Raw genomic sequence first — 20,581 nt, 5'->3', positions numbered from 1 at the left:
ATAGCCGCGTCCATCGGGGTCGCGACTAGCACGGGCGCGCCGCATCGCCCAAGCGACCTTCCTTGTCGGCGCGACCGCCATGCTCTAGGCGGGCCCAATGGCGCCGTTCCGCAGCATCCTCGTGATGGTGGCCGCCCTGGCGGTTCTGTCCGCCTGTGGGCGCAACCCGGCGGCCGACATCGTGATGGTGGCGGGGCAGTCCAACGCCTTGGGCTATCTCACGGCGGCCGACGTGCCGGAGGCTTTCAGGACCGCTGATCCCCAGGTGCTGATCTGGCGCGACGGGGCGTTCCAGCCGCTGCAACCGGGGCGCAACACCGGCTCGCCCAACCGGCCGGACGCCTGGGGACCGGAGGCGAGCTTCGCCCGCGCCTGGCGCGCCGCCCGTCCTGATCGTCCGCTTTATGTCGTCAAGCTGGCCCGGGGCTCGACGTCCCTCGCTCCGGCGGAGGGCCCTGACTGGTCGCCAAGCTCCGGCGAACTGTTCGCCCAGGCGGGCGCCGAACTGGAGGCGGCCAAGGCCGCGCTCCGCGCCCAGGGCCTGTCACCGCGGCTGGCCGCGGTCGTCTGGGTGCAGGGCGAGTCCGACGCCGTCCACCCGGTGATGGCGAGCGCCTACCGGACCAACCTCACGTCCTTCATCCAGGCCCTGCGGCAGGGCTGGTCCGCGGCGGATACGCCGGTGGCGATGGCCCGCATCGGACGCATCGGCAGTCATGCCGACCAAGTCCGCGCCGCCCAGGCCGCGGTGGACAAGGCCGATCCCCTGACGGTGTCGGTGGACGCCGAAGGCCTGCCGATGCAGCCGGATGGCCTGCATATCTCCGCCGAAGGTCAGTTGCGCCTGGGCGAGGCCTTGGCTGCGGCGGTCCTGCCGATCGTGCGCTGAGCCCCTAGCCGACGGCCCAGTCTGCGGGCCGGACCACGCGCTGGCCGCGGGCGACGACCTCATCGTGGTTCAGGTAGGCCCACCACACGGCGTCCACCACTTCGCTGCGCAGCGGCGTCTGGGCGTCGCCGAACAGGAGCCGGTCGAGGTCGAGGGCCAGGGCCCTGTGCGACAGTTCCACCCGCAGGGCGTCGTCTCCGATCACCCTAAGCGCGGCGGTCACATAGTCGTCCTCGGTGGCGGCCACGAGCCAGTGGGGCATGCCGAGGCGGCGCAGCAGCATGGCGTCGGTCCGCCCGTGCGGCTCAGGGCATTCCAGAGCCACCACCGGCAGCCCCTGGCGAAGGGAATCGACCACGCTGTGCAGGCCGCCGAAGGGGAACGGGCTGAGGTTGAGGTCGCAGGCCGACAGTCTCTGCAGGTACTCGCCATAGGTGAGGCGGCCGTGGATGTGGGCGCCCGGCAAGACCGCCTGGATGACGCGGCGGATGGCCAGGTGTTCGGTCCCGCCGGCGTTGGGGAAGACGTGGAACTCCAGGTCCCGCCCGGCCTGGTTCCGGATCTTCCGCAGCACCCGCAGGAAGTGCGGATTGAGCTTCAGGAGGTTGCTGGGCAGGGCGATCCGCAGCGGCCTCGGCGCCGCGCGCACCTCGGCCGGCGTCGGCGCGTAGGACGGGGGTCGCTCGAAGACCAGGGCCTCGTCGGGCAGGAGCAGCAGCCGCTCCCCGAACAGCGCGGGGTCCGAAACATAGCCTTCTTCAGTCAGGTAGTAGTCGATGGCTTCGCAGAAGGTCGAGGCCGAATGGCCGAGGGCGGTCATCTGGATCGGGGCGAACCGCAGGTTGGCCAGCAGCGGCCCCCAATGGCGCATGCCCACGCTGGGCCAGAACACGATGTCGGGGCGGGTTTCGGTGAGCACCCGCGCCGCTTGCATCAGATGCTCGCCCCGCGAGCCGCGAGCGAAGGTATGGACCTCGTCATAGAGCGCCTGGACCGCATCATCGACCTCGGACTCTTCGGTGAGCAGCACCAGCTCGAACTTCTGCCGGAGCTGTCGCAGGTATTGGCCGAAGTAGCGGAACTGCACGTGGTTCGAGTGCATGATCTCGGCGGCCACCACCATCCGGGGCCGCTCGCGGATCGGACGGCGCTCGGGCAGGGGCGGGGCGGAGATGCCGATCCGTCCCGCGAGCTCGACGAGCGAGCGGTTCAGAACCGGCTTGATGCGATGTTTGGCCGGGTGGCTCGCATAGCTGCAGAGCATCCAGGCCACGCTTGTGAGGGTCAGGTGATTGAGGGTCGCCGGCAGGGGCGCCGGACGCAGCTCGCCGGCCCGGGCCGCGAAGGCTTCTCGCCGGGCGGCGCCGAGGGGCGAGACGACGGGCTTGGTGGCGAGCAGCGCGATATAGGCCACCTGGGCGAGGTCGCTGCGCAGGGCCAGGATGTCGCTCGGCCCGAACTCCACATCGGAATCCAGTGACAGGAGCACCGTGGCTCGCGCGAGCTTCCCCGGCTCGACCGCCTGTACGGCCGGCGTCCCGCCGCGGGGCGAAAAGCCCATGGCCCGCAGCACGTGGTCAAAGCTGCCGATGGGGCTGGTCCGGACCAGAGTCTCCAGTTCCTGCCGATAGACCAGCGCCTCCATGATCTGATCGGGCGTGGGCTCGAGCACCGGATCGGCGATGATGCTCGCCGCAGCCGCGGCAAAGCGCGCCGCGAAGGCCGGATCCTCGGTCTGCTGCACGGCGGCGCGGTTGACCAGTCCACGCAGGCCGGCGAGCAACCGCGGCCAGCGGTCGGCGGTGCGATTGAGCGCAGCGTGCTCCAGGCCGGCGAGATCGATGTCCATGGCGCCCCTTGAGTGTTCCCCGCCGTTTAGCGGTCGGGCGCCCCAAGGCAAAGCCGGACCGGCGGTCCGGCCTACTCGGGGCGTGGCGTTCGGCGCGCGGTGGTATAGGGAAGCCGCATGGGGGCGCGTCTTTCGATCTTTCATCCGTCGGGCCGACTGGGGCTGGGGGCCAATCCGTTCGGCAAGGATGTGGCGAACCTGCAGCTGCTGCAGGCGCTGGCTCGTCACGGGGGCTTCGAGCAGGTGGACATCCTCTCGGTCCCGCCACTGTCGGAGGCGGACCTCAAGGCCGGGCTGCACGGCGGGACGGAGGTCGCCACCAGGCTTGCCTGGGCGCCGCTGCTGGGGATCGGGACGCCCAAGGCGTCAGGCGCGCTGCTCCGGGGCCAGCCCTACATCCATGAGCTGGCCTGGATGCGTCGTCGCGGCGCCGGTGACCGCGCCTACAGCCTCCTGGGCCTAGCCCACACCCTGGCGCCCCCCGCGGTCCGCGAAATGATGGGCGCCAGCATGATCGCCCCGTGTCACCCGTGGGACGCGATCATCTGCACCTCGCCGAGCGTCCGGGAGGGCCTGTCGCAGATGTTCCTGGACCTTGGGGAGCATCTGGCGGCGCGCACGGGCGGGCGCCCGCCGCCGCAGCCGGCCTTGCCGATCATCCCGCTGGGCGTCGACGCCGAGGCGTTCCGGGCCCAGGCCGATCGGCCGCAGGTCCGCGCCGCTCTGCGCCAGGAACTGGGGCTGGGCGAGGATGACGTCCTCGTGCTCTGGGTGGGGCGGCTGTCCTTCTTCGAGAAGGCTTTCCCGCAACCGATGTTCAAGGCCGTGCGCCGGGCCGCGGAGATGGCGGGCGAAGGCCGCAGGATCGTCTTCGCCTTGGCCGGCTGGTTCCCCGCTGCGGACGATCGACAGCGCTACGCCGAGGCGGCCGCGGCCTATGGCGGCGATCTGGAGATCCGGTTCGAGGACGGCAACGATCGCGAGCGCCTAGGCGGCCTGTGGGCCGGCGCCGACATCTTCCTGTCGCTGGTGGACAACATCCAGGAGACCTTCGGCATCACGCCGCTGGAGGCCATGGCCTCGGGCCTGCCGGTGGTGGTCAGCGACTGGGACGGCTACCGTTTCACCGTCCGCGACGGCCAGGAGGGCTTCCTGATCCCGACGCTGGGCGGGCCCCAGGGTGGCGGCCTGGGCGCGGCCATCGCCGCCCGTCACGTGATGGAGCTCGAGAGCTACCAGACCTACGTCGGCACGGTGGCCCAGCATACCGCCGTGCATATCGGCCGCTGCGCCGACGCCCTGGCCAGCCTGATCCGTTCGCCGGAGCTGCGGCGGCGCATGGGGGCGGCGGGTCGCGAGCGGGTTCGCAGCGCCTTCGACTGGCCGGTGGTCGCCGCGCAGTATCGCGAACTCGTGGAGGAGCTAGGCCGGGTGCGGGCCGCCGCGGTGGAGCCGCTGGCCGGACGCCGCCTCAATCCGGTGAAGGGCGACCCCTTCGTGGATTTCGCGCATTTCGCCACCGACGTCCTGGCCATGGACACCCGGCTCAAGGTCGCCCCCGGCGTCACCGCCGAGACGGTGCTCGCCACCGACAAGGTGGTCCTGGACCGTGTCTACGGCGCCGTGCGCGCGCCTGCCGAAAGCTGCGCCAAGGTCATTGATCTGCTGACGGCGCGGGGGCCGCTGACGGCGCGGGAAATCCTCCTCGCCTTCCCGCAGGGCGAGCGCCGCCCCCTGGAACTGGGCCTGGCCTGGATGGCCAAGCACGGCTTCCTCGACTGGCTGCCTTAGCGTGGGCTCCGGTGCGCGGCGCTCAGGCGCGCTGCGCCGCGGCCGCGGCCTGAACGGCCTTGGGCAGGCTGGCCAGCCAGGCCCTGGGCGACAATGTCTCCGTCACCCGGGCGCGGGCGGCCGTGGCCAGCCGCGGGCCCAGGTCCGGCTCGTTGCGCAAGCGCCGCAGCCCTTCGGCCGCCGCCTCGATGTCGGGTTCGGCCCAGGTCTGGCCGCGATAGATCCCCTGCGGATCATCGACGGCGACGGGCCGTGACGGCGCCAGGAGGGCCGTGGTCTCGTCCATGAAGTCGAGGTTGCCGCTGTAGGCGGTGGCGAGAACCGGCGTGCCCAGGGCCATGGCCTCGGCCATGACGAGGCCAAAGCCTTCCGCTCGATGGAGCGAGATCAGCACGTCAGCCCCGGCGAGCAGCCGCTTCACCTCGTCGTAGGGCCAGGACTCGTCCACGATCCGCACGCCGGGGCCGGCGAGCCTGCGCAGCCTCGCAAGGGCCTCAGGATGGGCCGAACCGTTCTGGGTCTTGATCACCAGTTCACAGGCCGGGTCTTCGCCGAAGGCCTTGCGGAAGGCGGCCACGGCGCCCTCGGGATTCTTGCGGGCCGCCGAGGAGTTGAAGTCGAACAGGGCGACGGCCTGGAAAGCGGCTGAGCGCGGCGCAGGGGCGATGTTCTCGTAGTCGGCCGCCAACAGCGGGTGCGGCACCACGCGGACCGGCGCACGGACACCTTCGAAAGCGTCCGCGGCGTAGCGGCTTGGCGCCCAGACCTCGTCGAGCAGGCGGCCGTCCGCCAGCCATTCGCCGGGCGCCTTCGGCAATTCCCAGGCCCAGTAGCCGAAGCGAGGCCCCCGCACCCTGCGCGGCCCCATGGCGGCCAGGGCGTCAACCAGTTCTGGCGGATTGAGATGGAAGATCCAGAGCGCCGGGGCGCCGGCCGAGGCGGCGGCGCGCCAGTCGAGACCCTGGCCCACGGCCACGGTTTCCACCGGCACGCCCAGGGCCTCGAACGCCCGCGCGGCGAGGCGCGCCGAGCCGCCGATCCCATGGCTTGCGCCGAACAGGCCCACCAGGCGGATCGGGAGCTTGGCCGCCTCGGGCCGCCTGCGCCCAGCGGCATGGACATAGGCGCGGCGAGCCTGGCGCATCGCCGGCGCGGCCGCCCGACGCACGGGCTCAGGCAGGGCCGCCCTCCAGAGACCTTGCAGCGCCTTCAGGCTCATCGACGGCCCATGAGACTGGCGCGGGCGAGGCGCATGATGAGGCCGCCCCGCACTCGGGCGGGCAGGGCGTCGACCGGCACCCCGTACTCGGCCAGCCCGCCGGCCAGCAGCCAGCGCAGGTAGCGGAACCGGCCTGCGGCCCCGTCCAGCGGATAGAGTTTCTGCAGGTCAGGGCGGGCGTTCCAGATCTCACGGAACAGCTTCAAGCCGGCCCGGGCGTCGGAGGCCAGATAGGCGGCCTGGAGCGGCTGTCTCAGGCGTTCTGGCCAGCGGGCCCGGTGCGGCAAGCCGAAGGCGGCGAACAGCCGCCGCCGCAAGGGCGACGGCGCCCGGTCGGTCTCGGCAAGGTCCGCCGCGCGGGCGAGGATATCGGGGCGGCCCAGCAGGTCGCCGATCTCGCGCTCGGACAAGGCGTCCATCCGGAACCGGCCAGCCGCGGCCATGGGGCCGATCCGCCAGGCCGTGAGTTCGTCACCCTCGAAGCGTTGGGCGGGATCGGCGGGCCCCGGCAGCTTCGCCGCGGCCTCGGCCGAGGCCAGATCGGCCCCCAGGGCCTGGGCGTTGGCCGTAAACCACCAGGGATAGGCAGCCGCCGGCTGCTCGGCGGCCAGCGCCGCCATGACGCGGATCATGCCGGGCTGGGCGGGATCGGGCGCGTCGAGCCAGGCCTCGGTGGCGGGGCCCAGGCCGTCCGGGAACTGCGCGCCGGCGCGGGCGGCGGCCAGGGCCGCGCGTCGGTGGGCGGGGCGGATGCGCCGGCCTGACGTGAAGCGGTCGAAGCCGTAGCCGCGGGTTTTGGCTTCGGCATGGCCGTTGGCGCGGAGCGAAGCGGCGTAGTCGGACAAAAGCCCGGCCATGGGCGAGCCGGCCAGGACCCGGAAACGGTTCTGGTGCTTGGAAAGGTTGAGAGGCCGCTCGGGATCGAAGCCGGAGAAGTGGAAAAAGATCAGGGGCTCGCCGTCGACGCGCCAGCCGTCGGGGGCCCGCGTCAGTTCCCGTCCTTCCAGGTTCCAATAGGCGAGGTTCAGGCCCGGATGGGTCAGGATCGCCGCATCGGGGACGAAGTCCGTGGCCTGATCCATCCACTTCTGGTCGGTGAAGATGCCCTCGTCGGGGGCGACCCGGCAATCGAAGCGGCACCGATCGGCCCACCAGTCGACGAGCCGGGACACCTGCGGATCGGGCCGGACGGCCAGGAAGCCGAGGTTGAAGCGGCCGGAGCGGGCCAGGTCCTCATTGGTGGGCGATCCCGGCGTGGTCAGGGGGCGCAGGGTGTGTGGCGTCAGCGCCATGGGCGCCGTGGCCAGGGCTTCCCACACGGGCATCAGCGGCCGGAACACCTCGATGTCGGGGTCGAGGTAGGTGACGCTGCGCACGCCGGGCTGGGCGAGCAGGGTGCGGACCACGAACGGCTTCACCGCCGTGTTCAGCTCCAGGGCCTCGTAATAGACGCTCATGTCCCGGACTGGGGCGCCAAGGTCCGCGGCCTCGATCACCTCGGCGATGTCGGCGAGTTCCGGGATCGGTCCGTCGGCGGCCACCACGATTCGGCGCGCCTGGGGCTCGGCGCGCGCCACACCGCCCATGAGCGTCGCCGCCTGGGCCGCGTAGTTGCGCGACACGATGGTGAAGATGACGTCCACGCCCTGATCCTTGGGCCGTTGCGATTGGCCTGTCGGGCCTTCGGTTATCAGCCGCCCGCTCAGGCGGCCAGCAGCTGGTCGACCTTGCGGATGTCGACGACCTCGGAGGAGACTCCGCCTTCCAGCCGCATGACCTTGTTGCAGTAGAGCCGCAGGAGGTCGACGTCGTGGGTGGCGAGAACCAGGATGCCCGCCCGCTCCACAAGGCTGAGGAGCCGCTTGTGGGCGAGCTTCTGGAAGTCGGCGTCGCCGACGGCGATCCACTCGTCCATCAGGAGCACGTCGCAGTCGACGGCGGTGGCCGCCGCGAAGGCCAGGCGGGCCTGCATCCCGGCCGAATAGGTCTTCACCGGCATGGCCAGGAACGGCCCCAGGCCGGTGAACTCGGCGATCTCGGGCAGCCTGGCCTCCACCTCCCTGGCGGAGAGGCCGGCGATGCGACAGCGCAGGCGGATGTTGTCGTAGCCGGTGGCGGTGAGGTCGACGCCCAGCGCCAGGTCGAGCAGGGCAGCGATGCGGCCCTGCACCTCGATGGTGCCCTCGTCGGGTTCATAGGCGCCGGACAGGGCGCGGAGAAGCGTGGTCTTGCCCGAACCGTTGTGACCGATGAGGCCCAGGCGATCCCCGGCCTTCAGCTCGAGGTTCAGGTCCTGCAGGGCGGTGACGTCGGTGGCGCCGAAGTGGCGGCCCAGGCGCCCGCCCACGGCCACCCGCGCCAACGACTTCTTCAGGGACTTGGCGTCCACCCCATAGACGGGGAAGCGGATCGTCAGGCCCCGGCAGCTGATCGAGACGGGCTGGCTCATAGGTAGTGAACGATCCGGCGGCGGGTGCGGGCGAAGAGGGCGAAGGTCAGCGTCCAGCCGACCACCGCCATGGTCACCAGCACGATATAGGTGTTCTGGGCCACCGTTTGGCCAAGCAGCGGCGCGCGCACGGCGTCCAGCAGGTGGAAGAACGGGTTCAGGTGCAGGATGGCGAGGTTCTGACCCGAGAACCGCTGCGGGGTCCAGAACACCGGCGTCATGAAGATGGCGAACTGCATCACCGACACGACGATCTGGGGAATGTCGCGGAAGCGGGCCGAGGCGATGGCGGCCACCATGCTGATCCAGGCCGCGTTGATCACCATCAGCAGCAGGCCGACCAGCGCCGGCAAGGGTTGGGCCTTGCCCCAGTAGCCGTAGAAGGTGAGCACCGCGATCACGATCACCAGGTGGTGCGCCAGGCTGATCAGGTTGCGGAAGACCGTCCGCCAGATGAAGGTGAACATCGGCAGGTTGGTCTGCGACAGCATCCCCTTGGCCTGGACGAATGTGTCGCAGCCCTCATTGATGATGCCGGTCATCACCCCGAAGAACACGATCCCCAGGGCCACGAAGGGCAGGAACTCGTTCAGGGGGATCTTGAAGAGATTGGCGTACAGGAAGCCGATGCCCAGGACCATCAGGCCCATGGACAGGGTGATCCAGAACGGCCCGAGGATCGAGCCGCGGTAGCGCGAGACGATGTCATGCCAGGCGAGCGACCAGGCGAGCCCCAGCCGGTGGCCGGAGTTCTTCAGGTCGCGAAACGCCATCTGGATCTGGAACAGCCCGCCGCGCTGGCCGGTCCGAAGCATATGGGTGGCCGAGTCCATCAGCTCTCCCGAACGAAGGCGCCGGAGGTATCAGGCGCGTTTCCCCGGCGCAAGGCGAGCCGTCGCCCTCAGGCTCGCCCGACCCCGGCCGAGCTTGGCCCCGTCCGATGTCCATGTTAGCCGGGCGGCGAGGGACCCGAACGCCTGCCATGACCTCGATCGACAAGATCGCCCGCGACCCGAGCCCGCTGTCCCTGGAGGCGTTCGCCATTGGCGACGTGAACCTGGAGGATGCGGGCGTCTGGCTGGTGGCGCCCTGCTACAAGGTCACGGCGCATATCCTGAACGTCATCCGCAAGGCTCCGGCCTGGATCGAGGGCATCGTCTGCGTGGACGACGCCTGCCCTGACGGCTCGGCGGACTTCATCGAGGCCCACAACACCGACCCCCGCGTGGTGGTGGTGCGCCTGCCCGAGAACCAGGGCGTCGGCGGGGCCACCATGGCGGGCTACCAGGAGGCCATCGCCCGCGGCGCCCGGGTGCTGGTGAAGGTCGACGGCGACGACCAGATGGACCTGGCCTACTGCGCTCATCTCGTCGCGCCGATCCTGCTGGGCGAAGCGGACTACGCCAAGGGGAACCGCTTCACCTCGATGAGCCATCTGCGAGCCATGCCGCCCGTGCGGGTGTTCGGCAATGCGGCGCTGAGCTTCCTGGCCAAGATGTCCACCGGCTACTGGAACATCTTCGACCCCACCAACGGCTACACGGCCCTGGAGGCCAATGTGGCGCGGCTGGTGCTGGAAAAGCGGGTCTCGAAGCGGTTCTTCTTCGAGACGGACCTGCTCTATCACCTGGGCACCCTGCGGGCGGTGGTCCGGGACGTGCCCATGCCGGCCCGCTACGCCGACGAGGTGTCCAACATCCGCATCAGCCGGATCGTCGGTCCGTTCGCGTTCAAGCACCTGCGCAACTTCGTGCGACGGGTGCTGGGCCAGTACTTCGTCCGTGACTTCAACGCCGCCAGCCTGGAGCTGGTCTTCGGCGTGGTTTCGGCGGTGTTCGGCGTCGGCTACGCCCTCAGCTATCTGGCGCACCGGGCGCCGGGCCATGCCGCCTCGGCCGGGGTGGTGATGATGGCCGCCCTACCGATCATCCTGGGCGCCCAGCTGCTCCTGCAGGCGATGAACTTCGACGTGCTGAACGTGCCCAGCCGACCGATCCACCCCTACCTGCGCACGGTCAGGCGGCTCGAAGCGCGGCAGGCCGCCGCCGAGGCCTCGCGGCGGCCGGGCGCATGACCCCGCGCGACATGCTGCTGTGCGCCGGCTTCTCGCTGGCGCTGCCGATCGGCCAGACCATGTTCAAGTGGGCGGCCGTCTATCAGGCCCGGCAGACGGGGCCGCTGTTGCACAAGCTGATCACCAATGGTCCGCTGATCGGGGCCCTGGCCTGGTACGGGCTGACGGCCATCTTCTGGTTCTACATCCTGACGCGCGTGCCGCTGTCCAAGGCCTATCCCTTCGCCCTGGCCGGCACCGGCCTGATCCCGATCGTCGCCTGGCTGGTGTTCAAGGAGCCCCTGGGCTGGCGCGTGGCGGCCGGCTACGTCCTGATGCTGGCGGGCCTCGCGGTGATCCAGAGCCAGAGCGCCTGACGCCAGGACGCCGAACGGAGACATCCGGGGGGATGCCGATGACCACCCAGCGCCTGATCCGCTTCGCGCCCGCCCTCGCTTGGTTCGCGGTGCTGGCGGCCGGTTACGCCCTGATCCTGAAGCTCAACTTTCCGGGCCACATGTCGGTGGACTCGGTGATCTCGCTCACCGAGGGCCGCCGGGGCGTGCGGATCGTGTTCGGCCCGCCGATGTATTCCTCGATCCTGGGCTTTTTCGACCGGATCACGCCGAGTTCGCCGGCGGCCTATCTGGTCGGGGCGGCGGGCCTGCTGGCCGCCGCCTGGGCGGCGCTCCCGGGCCTTCGGTCCAGGATCTCGTGGATCGCGCCGGTGGTCCTGGCCGGAGCGCTGCTGGCGCCGCAGGTGCTGCTCTACCAGGCCATCATGTGGAAGGACGTGCTCTTCGCGAACTTCGCGATCGCCGGCTTCGTCACCCTGGCCCATGCCGTGACGCGCTGGGAGCGGCCCCGGCCGCGGATGGTGCTGCTGGCCGTAAGCTTCGTGTTGCTCGGCATGGCCTGCCTGCTCCGCCAGAACGGGGCGCTGGTGGCGCTGTTCTCGGCCGCGACCCTTGGCTGGACGGCCTGGGCGTCGGGCTGGCGCAAGGCGGCCGGCTGGGCGCTGGTGGGCTTTGTCGCCCCGCTGATCTGCATGAAGGCGTTCGACATCGTCACGCCGGTGAAGGACCCGCCGGGCGTCAATCGCGACGTCGGCCTGCGGCTGCTGCAGGGCTATGACCTCGCCGGCGCCATCGCCGCCGATCCGAAGCGGCCCCTGCGGGTGCTGGAGGCCGCCAATCCCCAGGCCGCCGCCGCCCTGCGCGAGGAAGCGCCCAAATACTATTCGCCCACCCGTGTGGACGCGCTCCTGGGATCGCGCACCCTGGGCAAGGCCATGACCCGCTACAGCGCCGGGGAGATCGCCCGGCAGTGGGTCGAGACCCTGACCGAGGACCCGCTGGGCTATGCCGGACGCCGGCTGGAGGTGTTCCGCTGGGTGTTCGCCACGCCCGACATCGACCAGTGCCTGCCGATCCACCTCGGGATCGACGGGCCGCCGCAGTACATGGCCGAGCTTGGCCTGACGCGAAGGCAGGACCGCGACGATCTACGCCTCTGGAACTACACGACCTGGTGGATGGACACGCCCGGCCTGTCGCACCCGGCCTTTGCGGCGCTCGCCCTGGCCGTGGCGGGGTTCCTGCTGGTCCGGCGGGAGGCGGCCGATATCGCCATGGCCGGGCTGATGCTCTCGGCCCTGAGCTTTGCGGCGAGCTTCTATGTGATCTCGCTCGCCTGCGACTACCGCTACCTCTACTTCCTGGACCTCGCGGCCATCACCGGCGCGGTCTATGTGGCCCTGGATCCCAGGCTCAGGCGCCGAAACGCCTGAGCCACGCCTCCGCCACCTCCAGGCGGGGCTCGGCCGCCTCGATGAAACGGTAGAGGGAGAGCTGGCGCCCAAGGCCGAAGCTCTTCACCGAAACCCGGGCGAACAGCGCCCGGCAGAGGGCCTCGATCTCGGCGGCGTCGTTGACGTGTTCGTGGGCCATGAGCAGGCCGTAGTCCTCGCCGTGCCGCAGGCGGAACTCCAGGCCGGTGGTCATCGACCAGCCCAGTTTCCAGAGGAAGCCGCCCTCGCTCGGGATGGCGGCCCGGAACGAGCCGCCAGGCGCCAGCAGCCGGGCGGAGCGCGCCAGCGCCACCGGCAGGTCGCAGATGTGCTCCAGGCAGGCGACGCTGGTGATCCGGTCGTAGCGGTTGTCGGCGGGCACCTCGGCCACGTCGGCATAGACCGTCCGCACCCGCGCCAGCCGCGGCGAGCCCTCGAAGAGCTCGGCGAAGGGCTCGACCACGTCGTAGGCGCCGCCCTCCGGCTCGAAGGGCAACTGGTTCAGGTTGCCGGCGCCCAGCTCCAGCGTGGTCTTGGCCGGGGAGGCGTCGGCCGCCACCTGCCGGTGCATCCACTGCTCCAGCCTCTGGGAAAGCGAAGCGGCGGTGGTCTCGCCAGCGCGGTTCTCGGCGTACTGGCGCGCGTAGATCTCGGCGATCTTGGGCGGCAGAGGCGGCCGGGTCTTGGGGAAGCGGGCGAGGCGGGCCTCGAGGCGGGGCGCGCTCACCGCTCGCCCTCGGCCAGGATCGCGTCAAGCTGGGCCTCCACCGCTGCGAGCAGTTCGCGGTGGCGGTCGAGCTCATGGCTGGCGTTGCGCCAGCCGGCTTCCAGGGCCGGAACCTGCGCCTTGGCCTCGCGCAGCTCGGTGCGGGCGATGTCGAAGTCGCGGGCGGCCGGAGAGATTAGCGGCTCCATCTCGGCGGCCCGGCGGGCGAGGTCGGCGGCGACCTCGTCCAGGACCTGGGGCGGGGGCGCCTTGTCCCGGGCTGCGGCCTCGAACCAGGCGAGGACCCGAGCGGCCAGCTCGCCGGGCCAGCCCAGGGCGGCGAGGTCGCCGGCGCCCATGTTGTGGCGCAGGTCCGGCGCCAGGGCCTTGGAAATCTCGGCGGCGGCGGTCGCATCGAGAGCCGGCAGGGGCGCGCCATGGGCGGTCTCGATCCGCGCCACCTGGCTGCGCCAATCCGTGAGCAGGGCGTCGTAGCCGACGAACGCCCGGGGCAGGTCGCGGGTGTAGGCCTCGGCGGCCAGCATGTAGGCGGTCCAGACCAGCACCGACTTCTGCTCGGTGAAGCCGTCCCGACGGCGCAGGGAGCCGGCGACCGCCAGCGGGTGGCGCACGGGGATCACGCACCGGGCGGCGATCTCCAGGTCGCCCAGCACCGTACGCCAGAAGGGCAGAAGGACGGTGACCCGGGGGTCCTTCAGCAGCGGGAAGCGGGCCTCGCCATACTCCTCGCCGAGAAGGTCCAGGGCGCGATTCGCCCAGACCCTTTCGTCCTTGCGGGACAGGGGGCGGTACGGGAAGGAGAAGATGTCGTCCCAGGCCGAGCCGGCGGCGCGCAGGCGCTGGTCGTTGAACAGGGCGATCTTCCAGGGCTCGAAATAGCCCTGGGCGTTGTACTCGTCCCCCGGCATGACGTTCTCGGGCAACTCCGCGCCGGCCAGCGACAAGAGCTGGGTCACGGCCGAGGTGCCGGACCGGTGCATGCCCAGCACGAGATAGGCGGTTCTGGTTGTCATTCTTCGGTCCGGACGGGGCTGGTTCCCTTGCGTGTAGGGGGCTGCGTCAGGCCCGGCAAGCCCGGGCCGGCGCGCCATCCCCCCGTTGATCCCCTCGACCTTCTGTTGCAGAGAGGCCCCCTCCGGAAAGTAAGGAACCTGCGCCGCATGGCCGCCACGGCCGCCGCCGACGAAGTCCACCGGGTCGTCTCGGTCGCGTTCGACGCGGCGTTCTACCGGGCCGCCTATCCCGACGTGGCCGCCCAGGGGACTGACCCCTTGAGGCACTATCTCGACGCCGGCTGGCGCGAGGGCCGCGACCCTGCGCCCTGGTTCTCGTCCGCCGCCTATCTGGAAGACCATCCGGACGTCCGCGACACCCGGCTCGAACCGTTCTTCCACTACCTCGTCCACGGCCGTCGGGAAGGCCGCGAGGTGCGCCCGTCGACTCGCGGCGAACGCTACCTGCTGAGCGCCGCCGGCCGCGCCGGCTGGAGCCTGGAGGTCTTCCAGCCATCGAAGACCTCCGGCCGCATGGGCCCCTCGCCGGAGCAGCTGGACGAGGAGCGGCGGCTGATCGAGCCGGAGTTCGAGGTCGAGTTCTATCTTCAGGCCAATATCGACGTGGCCGAGGCCGGGCAGGACCCGCTGGAGCACTTCCTGCTCACCGGCTGGATGGAAGGGCGCGACCCGAGTCCGCGCTTCTCAGTGCGTGACTATCTCGAGACCTATCCGGACATCGCCGAAGCCGGGATCAACCCGTTCGTCCACTACATCCGCGCCGGCCGGGCCGAAGGGCGGATCCCCCGCAACGAGCTGGGGTTCCGCTACCAGTTGCTGGCCGACCTGCGGCCGGTGGCGGCCCGCGCCGCCGAGGTGGCCGGCGAGGCGGCGAACCGGGCGGCGACGCCCGCCGACCGGCTTGCCGCGGCCCTGGCCCGGTCCCGGTCGGGCCTTGCGGACCTGCACATCACGTTCAGCCACGACGACTACTCGGCCAATCTCGGCGGCGTGCAGCTCTGCCTGCAGCGCGAGGACGCCCGGGTCGCCGGATTGGGCATGGACCACCTGCACCTCTATCCCGCCGATCCCTGGCCTGTGGTGCGCGAGAAGGGGGAGCCGGGCCTCCTGGGCGTGCTCTGGAACGGTGAGCGCGTGGGGACCTTCGAAGGGCAGGCCGTGGCGAGCGCCCTGAAGGCCGCCGCCGCCGATGTCCGGCCAGGCCGGCGCACCTTCGCCATCCACAGCCTGCTGGGGCATTCGCCGGAGGAGGCGGTTGAGATCCTGGCCGCCGTCGGCCTCAGGTCCGGCTGGTTCTGGCTGCACGACTTCGCCAGCCTGTGCGCCGGCTACCACCTGCTGCGGAACGATGTGCAGGACTGCGCCGCGCCGCCGCCGGGAAGCCCGGCCTGCGAGGTCTGTTCCTACTACAGCCACCGCCGGCGCCACCTGGACGCCCACCGCCGGCTCTTCGAGCAGCTGGACCTGACGGTGGTGGCGCCCTCGCAGCCCACCCTCGACCTGTGGCTCGCCAGCGGCGTCCATCCCGCCGCCCGGACTGTCGTCCTGCCGCACGCGACCCTGGTGGACCGAGGCCCGGCGCCCATTCCGGCCTCCGGGCCGCTGCGGGTCGCCTTTGCGGGCATGCCCTCGGCTCACAAGGGCTGGGAGCTATTCCGCGAGCTGGTGCTGAAGTACGAGGGCGATCCGCGCTACACCTTCCTTCATCTCGGCAGCCGCACCGTTCCGGGCCTGCCGCTCGCCTTCCATCCGGTGGCGGTCACCGAAGCGCAGCCCCGGGCCATGCAGGAGGCGCTGGAGGCGACCGAGGCCGACGTGGTGCTGATCTGGCCGCTGTGCCGGGAGACCTTCTCATTCACCGCCTATGAGGCCGTGGCGGCGGGTTGCGCCGTGGTGACGGGACCGGACAGCGGCAATGTCCAGGCCTTTGTGCGGGACGGCGGCCACGGCTGGGTGCTGGACGACGAGGCGGCGCTTGAGGCGGCCTTCGAGACCGGCTCGCTGGTCGAACTCGGCCGGGCCCGCCGCCGGCCGCGGCTCCACGACCTGGCGTTCAGCAACCTGACCGTCGACCTCTTCGCGGGCGTGGGCGGGCAATGATCCAGCGGTTGCCGATCCTGCGCCGTCTGGTCTCCCGCGCGGCCGGCCTCTTCCATCCGGACCGGCGGCTGGTGGCCGCCGAGTTCGACCGGCGGCACTACCTCAGCCTCAGCCCCGACGTGCGCGAGGCGGGCCTCGACCCCCTGCACCACTTCCTCACCCACGGCTGGCGCGAGGGGCGCGATCCCAATCCGCAGTTCTCGGTGCGGGCCTATCTGCACGAGAACCCCGAGGTGGCCGAGGCGGGGATCAACCCGTTCGTCCACTACCTTCGCCACGGGCGGAAGGAGGGCCGCGCGCCGGGACCGGACCTCGGTTTCCGCTATGACATCATCGCCCGCCGCCGGCCCATGGCGGACGAGATCGCCGACTCCCTGAAGACAACCCTGGCCAGGCCCGTGAGCGGGCCCGAGCAGCTGGCGGCGGGGCTGGCCAGGGCGCGGCCGGGGCTGGGCGGCCTGCACATCACCTTCAGCCACGACGACTATCGCCGGAACGTCGGCGGGGTGCAGCTGTGCCTGCAGATCGAACAGGCGGCGGTGAACGCCCAGGGGCGTGACCATCTGCACATCTTCCCCGCCGCCCACTGGCCGGTGATGCGCGAGGACGAGGAGGGGCGTCTGGGCGTCCTGCTCAACGGCGAGGACCTGGGCGTCCATCGGCCGGCCGACGTGGCCGCCGCCCTGGGCAAGGCCGCCGGGCCCGACGCTTCCGGGCGCAGCTATGCGGTTCACAGCCTGCTCGGCCATGCCGCGGACGAGGTGCTGGCGATCCTGGAAGCCCTGGGGCTCAAGGCCGGGTTCCTCTGGCTGCACGACTATTCGAGCCTCTGCGCGGGCTACAACCTGCTGCGCAACGGCGTGGAGGACTGCGCCGCCCCGCCGCCGGAAAGCGCCGCTTGCGACATCTGCGCCTTCGGTCCCTGGCGGGCCCGCCACTTGGCCGGCCACGAGCAGCTGTTTGCGCGTCAGGCGATCACCGTGGTCTCCCCTGCCGCCGTCACCCTCGACTTCTGGAAGGGCCGCTGGGACTTCCCGGCCGCCGGCCATGTGGTGCATCCGCACGCGGCCCTGGTGGAGCGAGGCCCGGCGCCGGTTCCGGAGGCGGAGCGGCCGCTGCGCGTCGCCTTCCTGGGCTGGCCTGCCCCGCACAAGGGCTGGCCGCTGTTCAAGCGGCTGGTGGCCAAGTACGCGGCCGACCCCCGCTACGCCTTCTTCCACCTGGGCGCCCAGCAGGACACGGGCGTCGAGGCCGAGTTCCACGAGGTGCGGGTGAACGGCGAGCGGGCCGACGCCATGCAAGAGACGCTCGAACGGCTCGAGGTGGATGTGGTGCTGTTCTGGCCCCTGTGGCGCGAGACCTTCTCGTTCGCCGCCTATGAGGCCCTGGCGGCCGGCTGCGCCATCGTCACCGGTCCGGACAGCGGCAATGTGGCCGCCATCGTGGGCGCCACCGGCCAAGGCGTCGTGCTGCCCGACGACGCGGCCGTCGAGGCGGCCTTCGAATCGGGCGACGTGGCGAAGCTTGCCCGCGCGCAGCGGCGCCCGATGCTCTACGATCTTTCCCGCAGCGGGATGACCGCCGACCTGCTCCCCGCGAGGGCCGAGGCATGAAAGTCCAAGCCTACACCAGCTTCACCTTCTCGTACCTGAACCGCGCCCGGGTGCTGTTCAAGACGTTGCGCCGGCGCCATCCCGACTGGGAGCTGGTGGCGCTGATCACGGACGAGCCGCCGCCGGGGTTCGCCTTCGATCCGGCGGACGAGCCGTTCGACCGCGTGGTCTGGGCGCAGGACCTGGGCATCCCGAACTTCAAGAGCTGGCTCTTCAAGCACGACGTGGTCGAGGTCTGCACGGCGGTGAAGGGGCCCTATCTGCATCAGGCCTGCAGCTCCGGCGCGGACGTGGTGATCTACCTCGATCCCGACACGGCCCTGCTTGGCCCGCTCGATCCGCTGCTCGACATGCTGCAGACGGACGAGATCCTGCTGACGCCGCACCTGATCGACCCGAACGACGACGTCCAGGCGATCCTGGACAACGACATCGCCACCCTGCGCACCGGCATCTACAACCTGGGCTTCGTGGCCATCCGCACGCAGGGCGAGGGGGCGCGTTTCGCCAAGTGGTGGAACGACCGGCTGCTGTCCTACTGCTACGACGACATCCCCCTGGGCCTGTTCGTCGACCAGCGCTGGTGTGACCACGTCCCGGCCTTGTTCGACCGGGTGAAGATCATCCGCGATCCCGGCTACAACGTCGCGAGCTGGAACCTCAGCCAGCGCAAGGTGGCGGTGGGCAAGGACGGATCGATCACCGTCAACGGCCATCCCCTGCGCTTCTGGCACTTCACCAAGCTGGGGCCGCTGGGGGACACCATGACCAAGCGCTACGCCGGGTCGAACTTCCCGGTCTATGAGATCTGGTCCTGGTACAAGCGCGAGGTCGCCGCAGCCACCGACCCCGGCATCCCCGACCGCTGGTGGGCCTACGGGACCTATGCCGACGGCGCGCCGATCGAGAAGGCGCACCGGGTGCTCTATCGCGAGCGGGCCGATTTGCAGGCCGCCTATCCTGATCCCTATGCCGCGGGACCCGGCAGCTTCCGCGAATGGTTGCAGCGCGAGGCGGCATGAGCACCGAGGCCGACCCCATCTTCCGCGTGCTCGACAAGGCCCGCGCCGTCGCGGGCAAGGTGGCGGGCCTGCGTCGCCTCGCCCAGGACGCCCAGGTGCGCGAGGCGGTCGCCCGGACCGAACTTGGCCTCGCGCTGCACGACGCGCTGAGGAGCCGCGCGGAGCTGGCCGGCCGGCTGCGCGCCGCCGCCCTGGCGGCCCATTTGGCCGGGGGCTCGCCTGCGCAGCGGGTGCGCCGCCACGGGGGGCTGAGCCGCAGGCTCGACCGCGTCCTCGCCCGTCTGGGCGCGTTCGGCCACGCGGCGGTGATCGCGCGCAGCGGGGTCTGGCAGGGACCGGGCCGCAGTCTTCACCGCTTCCGCCACATGGCCGCCTACGCCCGCCGCGGCGCCAACCCCGCGGTCGCGCCCTTCGCCCGGTTCGATCAGGCCTGGTACCTGGCGCGCCATCCCGACATCGCCTCGGGGCGCCTTGCCCCGCTCGTGCACTATCTGCTGTCGGGCTCGCTCGAGGGCCGTTCGCCGCACCCCCTGTTCGATGAGGGCTACTATCGTCGGGAGAACGCCGCGGAGTTGGCCGGTTCAGGGGTTTCCGCCCTGGAGCACTACATCCGCCGCGGCGCCGCCCTCGGCCGCAGCCCGCACCCGGCCTTCGACGTGGCCCACTATCTGGCGCAGGGCCCGGCCCTGGCGCCCGGCGAGGATCCGGCCGGTCACTATCTGCGCGAAGGGTGGATGCAGGGGCTGTCGCCGCATCCGCTGTTCGATCCGGCCTGGTACGCCCAGCAGGCGAGCGGCCGGGCGCGTGGGGTCCCGCTGCTGGTCCACTATCTCGCCGAAGGGTGGCGCGACGGCCTCTCGCCGCATCCGCTGTTCGACCCGGCCTGGTACCTGGAGGCGCATCCGGACGTGGCGGCGGCGGGCCTCGAGCCGCTGACCCATTTCCTGACCTCCGGGGGCGCCGAGGGGCGCAGTCCCGGGCCGTGGTTCGATCTGCCGCACTATGTCGCCCAGCGCGGCGCGGACCTGCCGCCCGGCGTCAATCCGCTGGTGGACTATCTGCAGGGCGGGGCCTGGGCGGTCGCCGAGGCGCGTCCGGGCTTCCCGAGCGCGGCCTACCTCGCCTCGCGGCCTGACCTGGCGCGCGAGGGGCTCACCCCGCTGGAACACTGGGCGCGGCAGGCGCGGCGCTAGACACGCCCAGCGCCGCGAGCTGGCGCCAGATCTCGGCGTAGTACTCGGGGATGAAGTGGAAGGGGCTCAGGCCCCAGCGATGCTCGGCGTCGGCCACCCGCAGCCCGGCCGCGTCGAGCCGCGCCATGGGCGGCATCACGCGCGTAAGGATGTCTTCATAGACGGCGAGGAGGGCGTTGTGCTCGCCGATCTCCGCGGGCCTGCCTTCCATGATCGCCACGTCCGTAAGGGGGCGCAGCCGCCCGTCGGGGCCCCGCACCTCGCTGGCCCATCGGGAGACGTGCAGGACGAGCTGCGCCTCGCGCAGCGGCGTGGCTCGCACCAGCGCCGCCAGTTCGCCCGCGGCCTCGGTCCAGAGGCGGGTGCAGGCCGGCGACAGCCGCGGGATGGAGCGCGCGCCGCGCAGGGGCTCCTGGGCCAGATAGCCGCTGGCTTCCAGCTCCCAGCTGTGGGTGATGATCGAGCGTTCGACCCACAGGAGGTCGAACCGTTCGTCGATGAGGTCGAAGATCAGGTGGGTGGGACGAAACGCCACCAGGCGGGCCAGGGCGGTCTTGGTCAGGTCCTCCACCAGCGCCTTGTGTGGATAGCCCTTCAGCGGGCCGGGCGGCTCCTTCGCGGGCTGAAACCCTTGGAGCGGCTCGGAGAGCAGGCTCGGCAGGCTGGTGCGCGAGACGTAGAGCAGCCCCTCCGCGCCGTCGCCACGGATCGGCCACAAATCGCGCGTGATGCAACTGCCGATGATTGCGACCCGAGGCATATCAGCTCCAGCAGGCCCCCGGCCGGGCGGAGGCATGGCATTGACAACAATCGGGCGGCTCCGCATCTAGCCGCCGCGCCGGGATCCTCCGCTCCGCAGGCTGGACGGATGGCG

Annotated in this window: 17 protein-coding genes; 9 read left to right on the top strand and 8 right to left on the bottom strand. The window is 71.1% G+C overall.

Annotation, left to right across the window (positions count from 1 at the left end):
- Positions 1 to 97: 97 nt before the first annotated feature.
- Entirely contained in the window at positions 98 to 889 is a 792-nt protein-coding gene (locus BO64_RS10555; protein WP_496403260.1) for a sialate O-acetylesterase, read from the top strand.
- Positions 890 to 893: 4 nt separating this feature from the next.
- On the opposite strand, the gene BO64_RS10550 is transcribed toward BO64_RS10555, so the two are convergent.
- Entirely contained in the window at positions 894 to 2,738 is a 1,845-nt protein-coding gene (locus tag BO64_RS10550; RefSeq protein ID WP_496403259.1) for a hypothetical protein, read from the bottom strand.
- Positions 2,739 to 2,855: 117 nt separating this feature from the next.
- Here BO64_RS10550 and BO64_RS10545 point away from each other — a divergent pair, with 117 nt between their 5' ends.
- On the top strand, positions 2,856 to 4,529 hold the full coding sequence (locus tag BO64_RS10545; protein ID WP_496403258.1) for a glycosyltransferase family 4 protein: 1,674 nt from the start codon (positions 2,856 to 2,858) through the stop codon (positions 4,527 to 4,529).
- A 22-nt stretch (positions 4,530 to 4,551) separates the two neighbouring features.
- Here BO64_RS10545 and BO64_RS10540 read toward each other — a convergent pair whose 3' ends face one another.
- From BO64_RS10540 to BO64_RS10525, 4 genes are read right to left on the bottom strand one after another with little or no spacing between them, the layout of a single operon-like run.
- Positions 4,552 to 5,748 (bottom strand): glycosyltransferase family 4 protein, encoded by a 1,197-nt coding sequence (locus tag BO64_RS10540; protein WP_496403257.1) that lies wholly within the window; start codon positions 5,746 to 5,748, stop codon positions 4,552 to 4,554.
- On the bottom strand, positions 5,745 to 7,391 hold the full coding sequence (locus BO64_RS10535; RefSeq protein WP_496403256.1) for a hypothetical protein: 1,647 nt from the start codon (positions 7,389 to 7,391) through the stop codon (positions 5,745 to 5,747). The genes BO64_RS10540 and BO64_RS10535 overlap by 4 nt, the downstream gene beginning before the upstream one ends.
- Positions 7,392 to 7,450: 59 nt before the next feature.
- Positions 7,451 to 8,197, bottom strand: a complete 747-nt coding sequence (locus BO64_RS10530) for an ABC transporter ATP-binding protein (RefSeq protein ID WP_496403255.1) — start codon at positions 8,195 to 8,197, stop codon at positions 7,451 to 7,453.
- Complete coding sequence (locus tag BO64_RS10525; RefSeq protein WP_496403254.1) at positions 8,194 to 9,030, bottom strand: ABC transporter permease; 837 nt, start codon at positions 9,028 to 9,030, stop codon at positions 8,194 to 8,196. The genes BO64_RS10530 and BO64_RS10525 overlap by 4 nt, the downstream gene beginning before the upstream one ends.
- A 149-nt stretch (positions 9,031 to 9,179) precedes the next feature.
- On the opposite strand from BO64_RS10525, the gene BO64_RS10520 reads away from it, so the two are divergent.
- Genes BO64_RS10520 through BO64_RS10510 form a run of 3 tightly spaced genes read left to right on the top strand, consistent with a single transcriptional unit; the run spans position 9,180 to position 12,039 of the window.
- Positions 9,180 to 10,271: a glycosyltransferase family 2 protein gene (locus BO64_RS10520; protein ID WP_496403253.1), complete on the top strand. Its 1,092-nt coding sequence runs from the start codon at positions 9,180 to 9,182 to the stop codon at positions 10,269 to 10,271.
- Entirely contained in the window at positions 10,268 to 10,627 is a 360-nt protein-coding gene (locus BO64_RS10515; RefSeq protein WP_496403252.1) for a hypothetical protein, read from the top strand. Before BO64_RS10520 ends, BO64_RS10515 begins: the two co-directional genes overlap by 4 nt.
- Before the next feature lie 38 nt (positions 10,628 to 10,665).
- Positions 10,666 to 12,039 carry a hypothetical protein gene (locus BO64_RS10510; protein ID WP_496403251.1) on the top strand — a complete coding sequence of 458 codons (1,374 nt, stop codon included), beginning with the start codon at positions 10,666 to 10,668 and terminating at the stop codon, positions 12,037 to 12,039.
- Here the strand turns inward: BO64_RS10510 and BO64_RS10505 are convergent.
- Both BO64_RS10505 and BO64_RS10500 read right to left on the bottom strand, forming a co-directional pair.
- Positions 12,020 to 12,766, bottom strand: a complete 747-nt coding sequence (locus tag BO64_RS10505) for a class I SAM-dependent methyltransferase (protein WP_496403250.1) — start codon at positions 12,764 to 12,766, stop codon at positions 12,020 to 12,022. The genes BO64_RS10510 and BO64_RS10505 overlap by 20 nt on opposite strands.
- Positions 12,763 to 13,779 (bottom strand): sulfotransferase family protein, encoded by a 1,017-nt coding sequence (locus BO64_RS10500; RefSeq protein ID WP_496403249.1) that lies wholly within the window; start codon positions 13,777 to 13,779, stop codon positions 12,763 to 12,765. The genes BO64_RS10505 and BO64_RS10500 overlap by 4 nt, the downstream gene beginning before the upstream one ends.
- A 147-nt stretch (positions 13,780 to 13,926) precedes the next feature.
- Between BO64_RS10500 and BO64_RS10495 the strand changes: the two genes are divergently transcribed.
- Genes BO64_RS10495 through BO64_RS10480 form a run of 4 tightly spaced genes read left to right on the top strand, consistent with a single transcriptional unit; the run spans position 13,927 to position 19,707 of the window.
- Positions 13,927 to 15,879, top strand: coding sequence for a glycosyltransferase family protein (locus tag BO64_RS10495; RefSeq protein WP_496403248.1), 1,953 nt, complete (start codon positions 13,927 to 13,929; stop codon positions 15,877 to 15,879).
- Positions 15,876 to 17,492, top strand: a complete 1,617-nt coding sequence (locus BO64_RS10490) for a glycosyltransferase family protein (RefSeq protein ID WP_496403247.1) — start codon at positions 15,876 to 15,878, stop codon at positions 17,490 to 17,492. Before BO64_RS10495 ends, BO64_RS10490 begins: the two co-directional genes overlap by 4 nt.
- A complete protein-coding gene (locus tag BO64_RS10485) occupies positions 17,489 to 18,514 on the top strand; it encodes a hypothetical protein (RefSeq protein ID WP_496403246.1) in 1,026 nt (341 codons plus the stop codon). The genes BO64_RS10490 and BO64_RS10485 overlap by 4 nt, the downstream gene beginning before the upstream one ends.
- Positions 18,511 to 19,707 carry a hypothetical protein gene (locus tag BO64_RS10480; protein WP_496403245.1) on the top strand — a complete coding sequence of 399 codons (1,197 nt, stop codon included), beginning with the start codon at positions 18,511 to 18,513 and terminating at the stop codon, positions 19,705 to 19,707. The genes BO64_RS10485 and BO64_RS10480 overlap by 4 nt, the downstream gene beginning before the upstream one ends.
- Here BO64_RS10480 and BO64_RS10475 read toward each other — a convergent pair.
- Positions 19,667 to 20,467, bottom strand: coding sequence for a DUF6270 domain-containing protein (locus tag BO64_RS10475; protein WP_496403244.1), 801 nt, complete (start codon positions 20,465 to 20,467; stop codon positions 19,667 to 19,669). The two genes, BO64_RS10480 and BO64_RS10475, sit on opposite strands and share 41 nt — an antisense overlap.
- Positions 20,468 to 20,581: the final 114 nt, after the last annotated feature.

The organism is Phenylobacterium composti DSM 19425, assembly GCF_059568645.1.
Note: the sequence above shows the minus strand (reverse complement) of the source record. Positions and strands in the feature narration are given on the sequence as shown.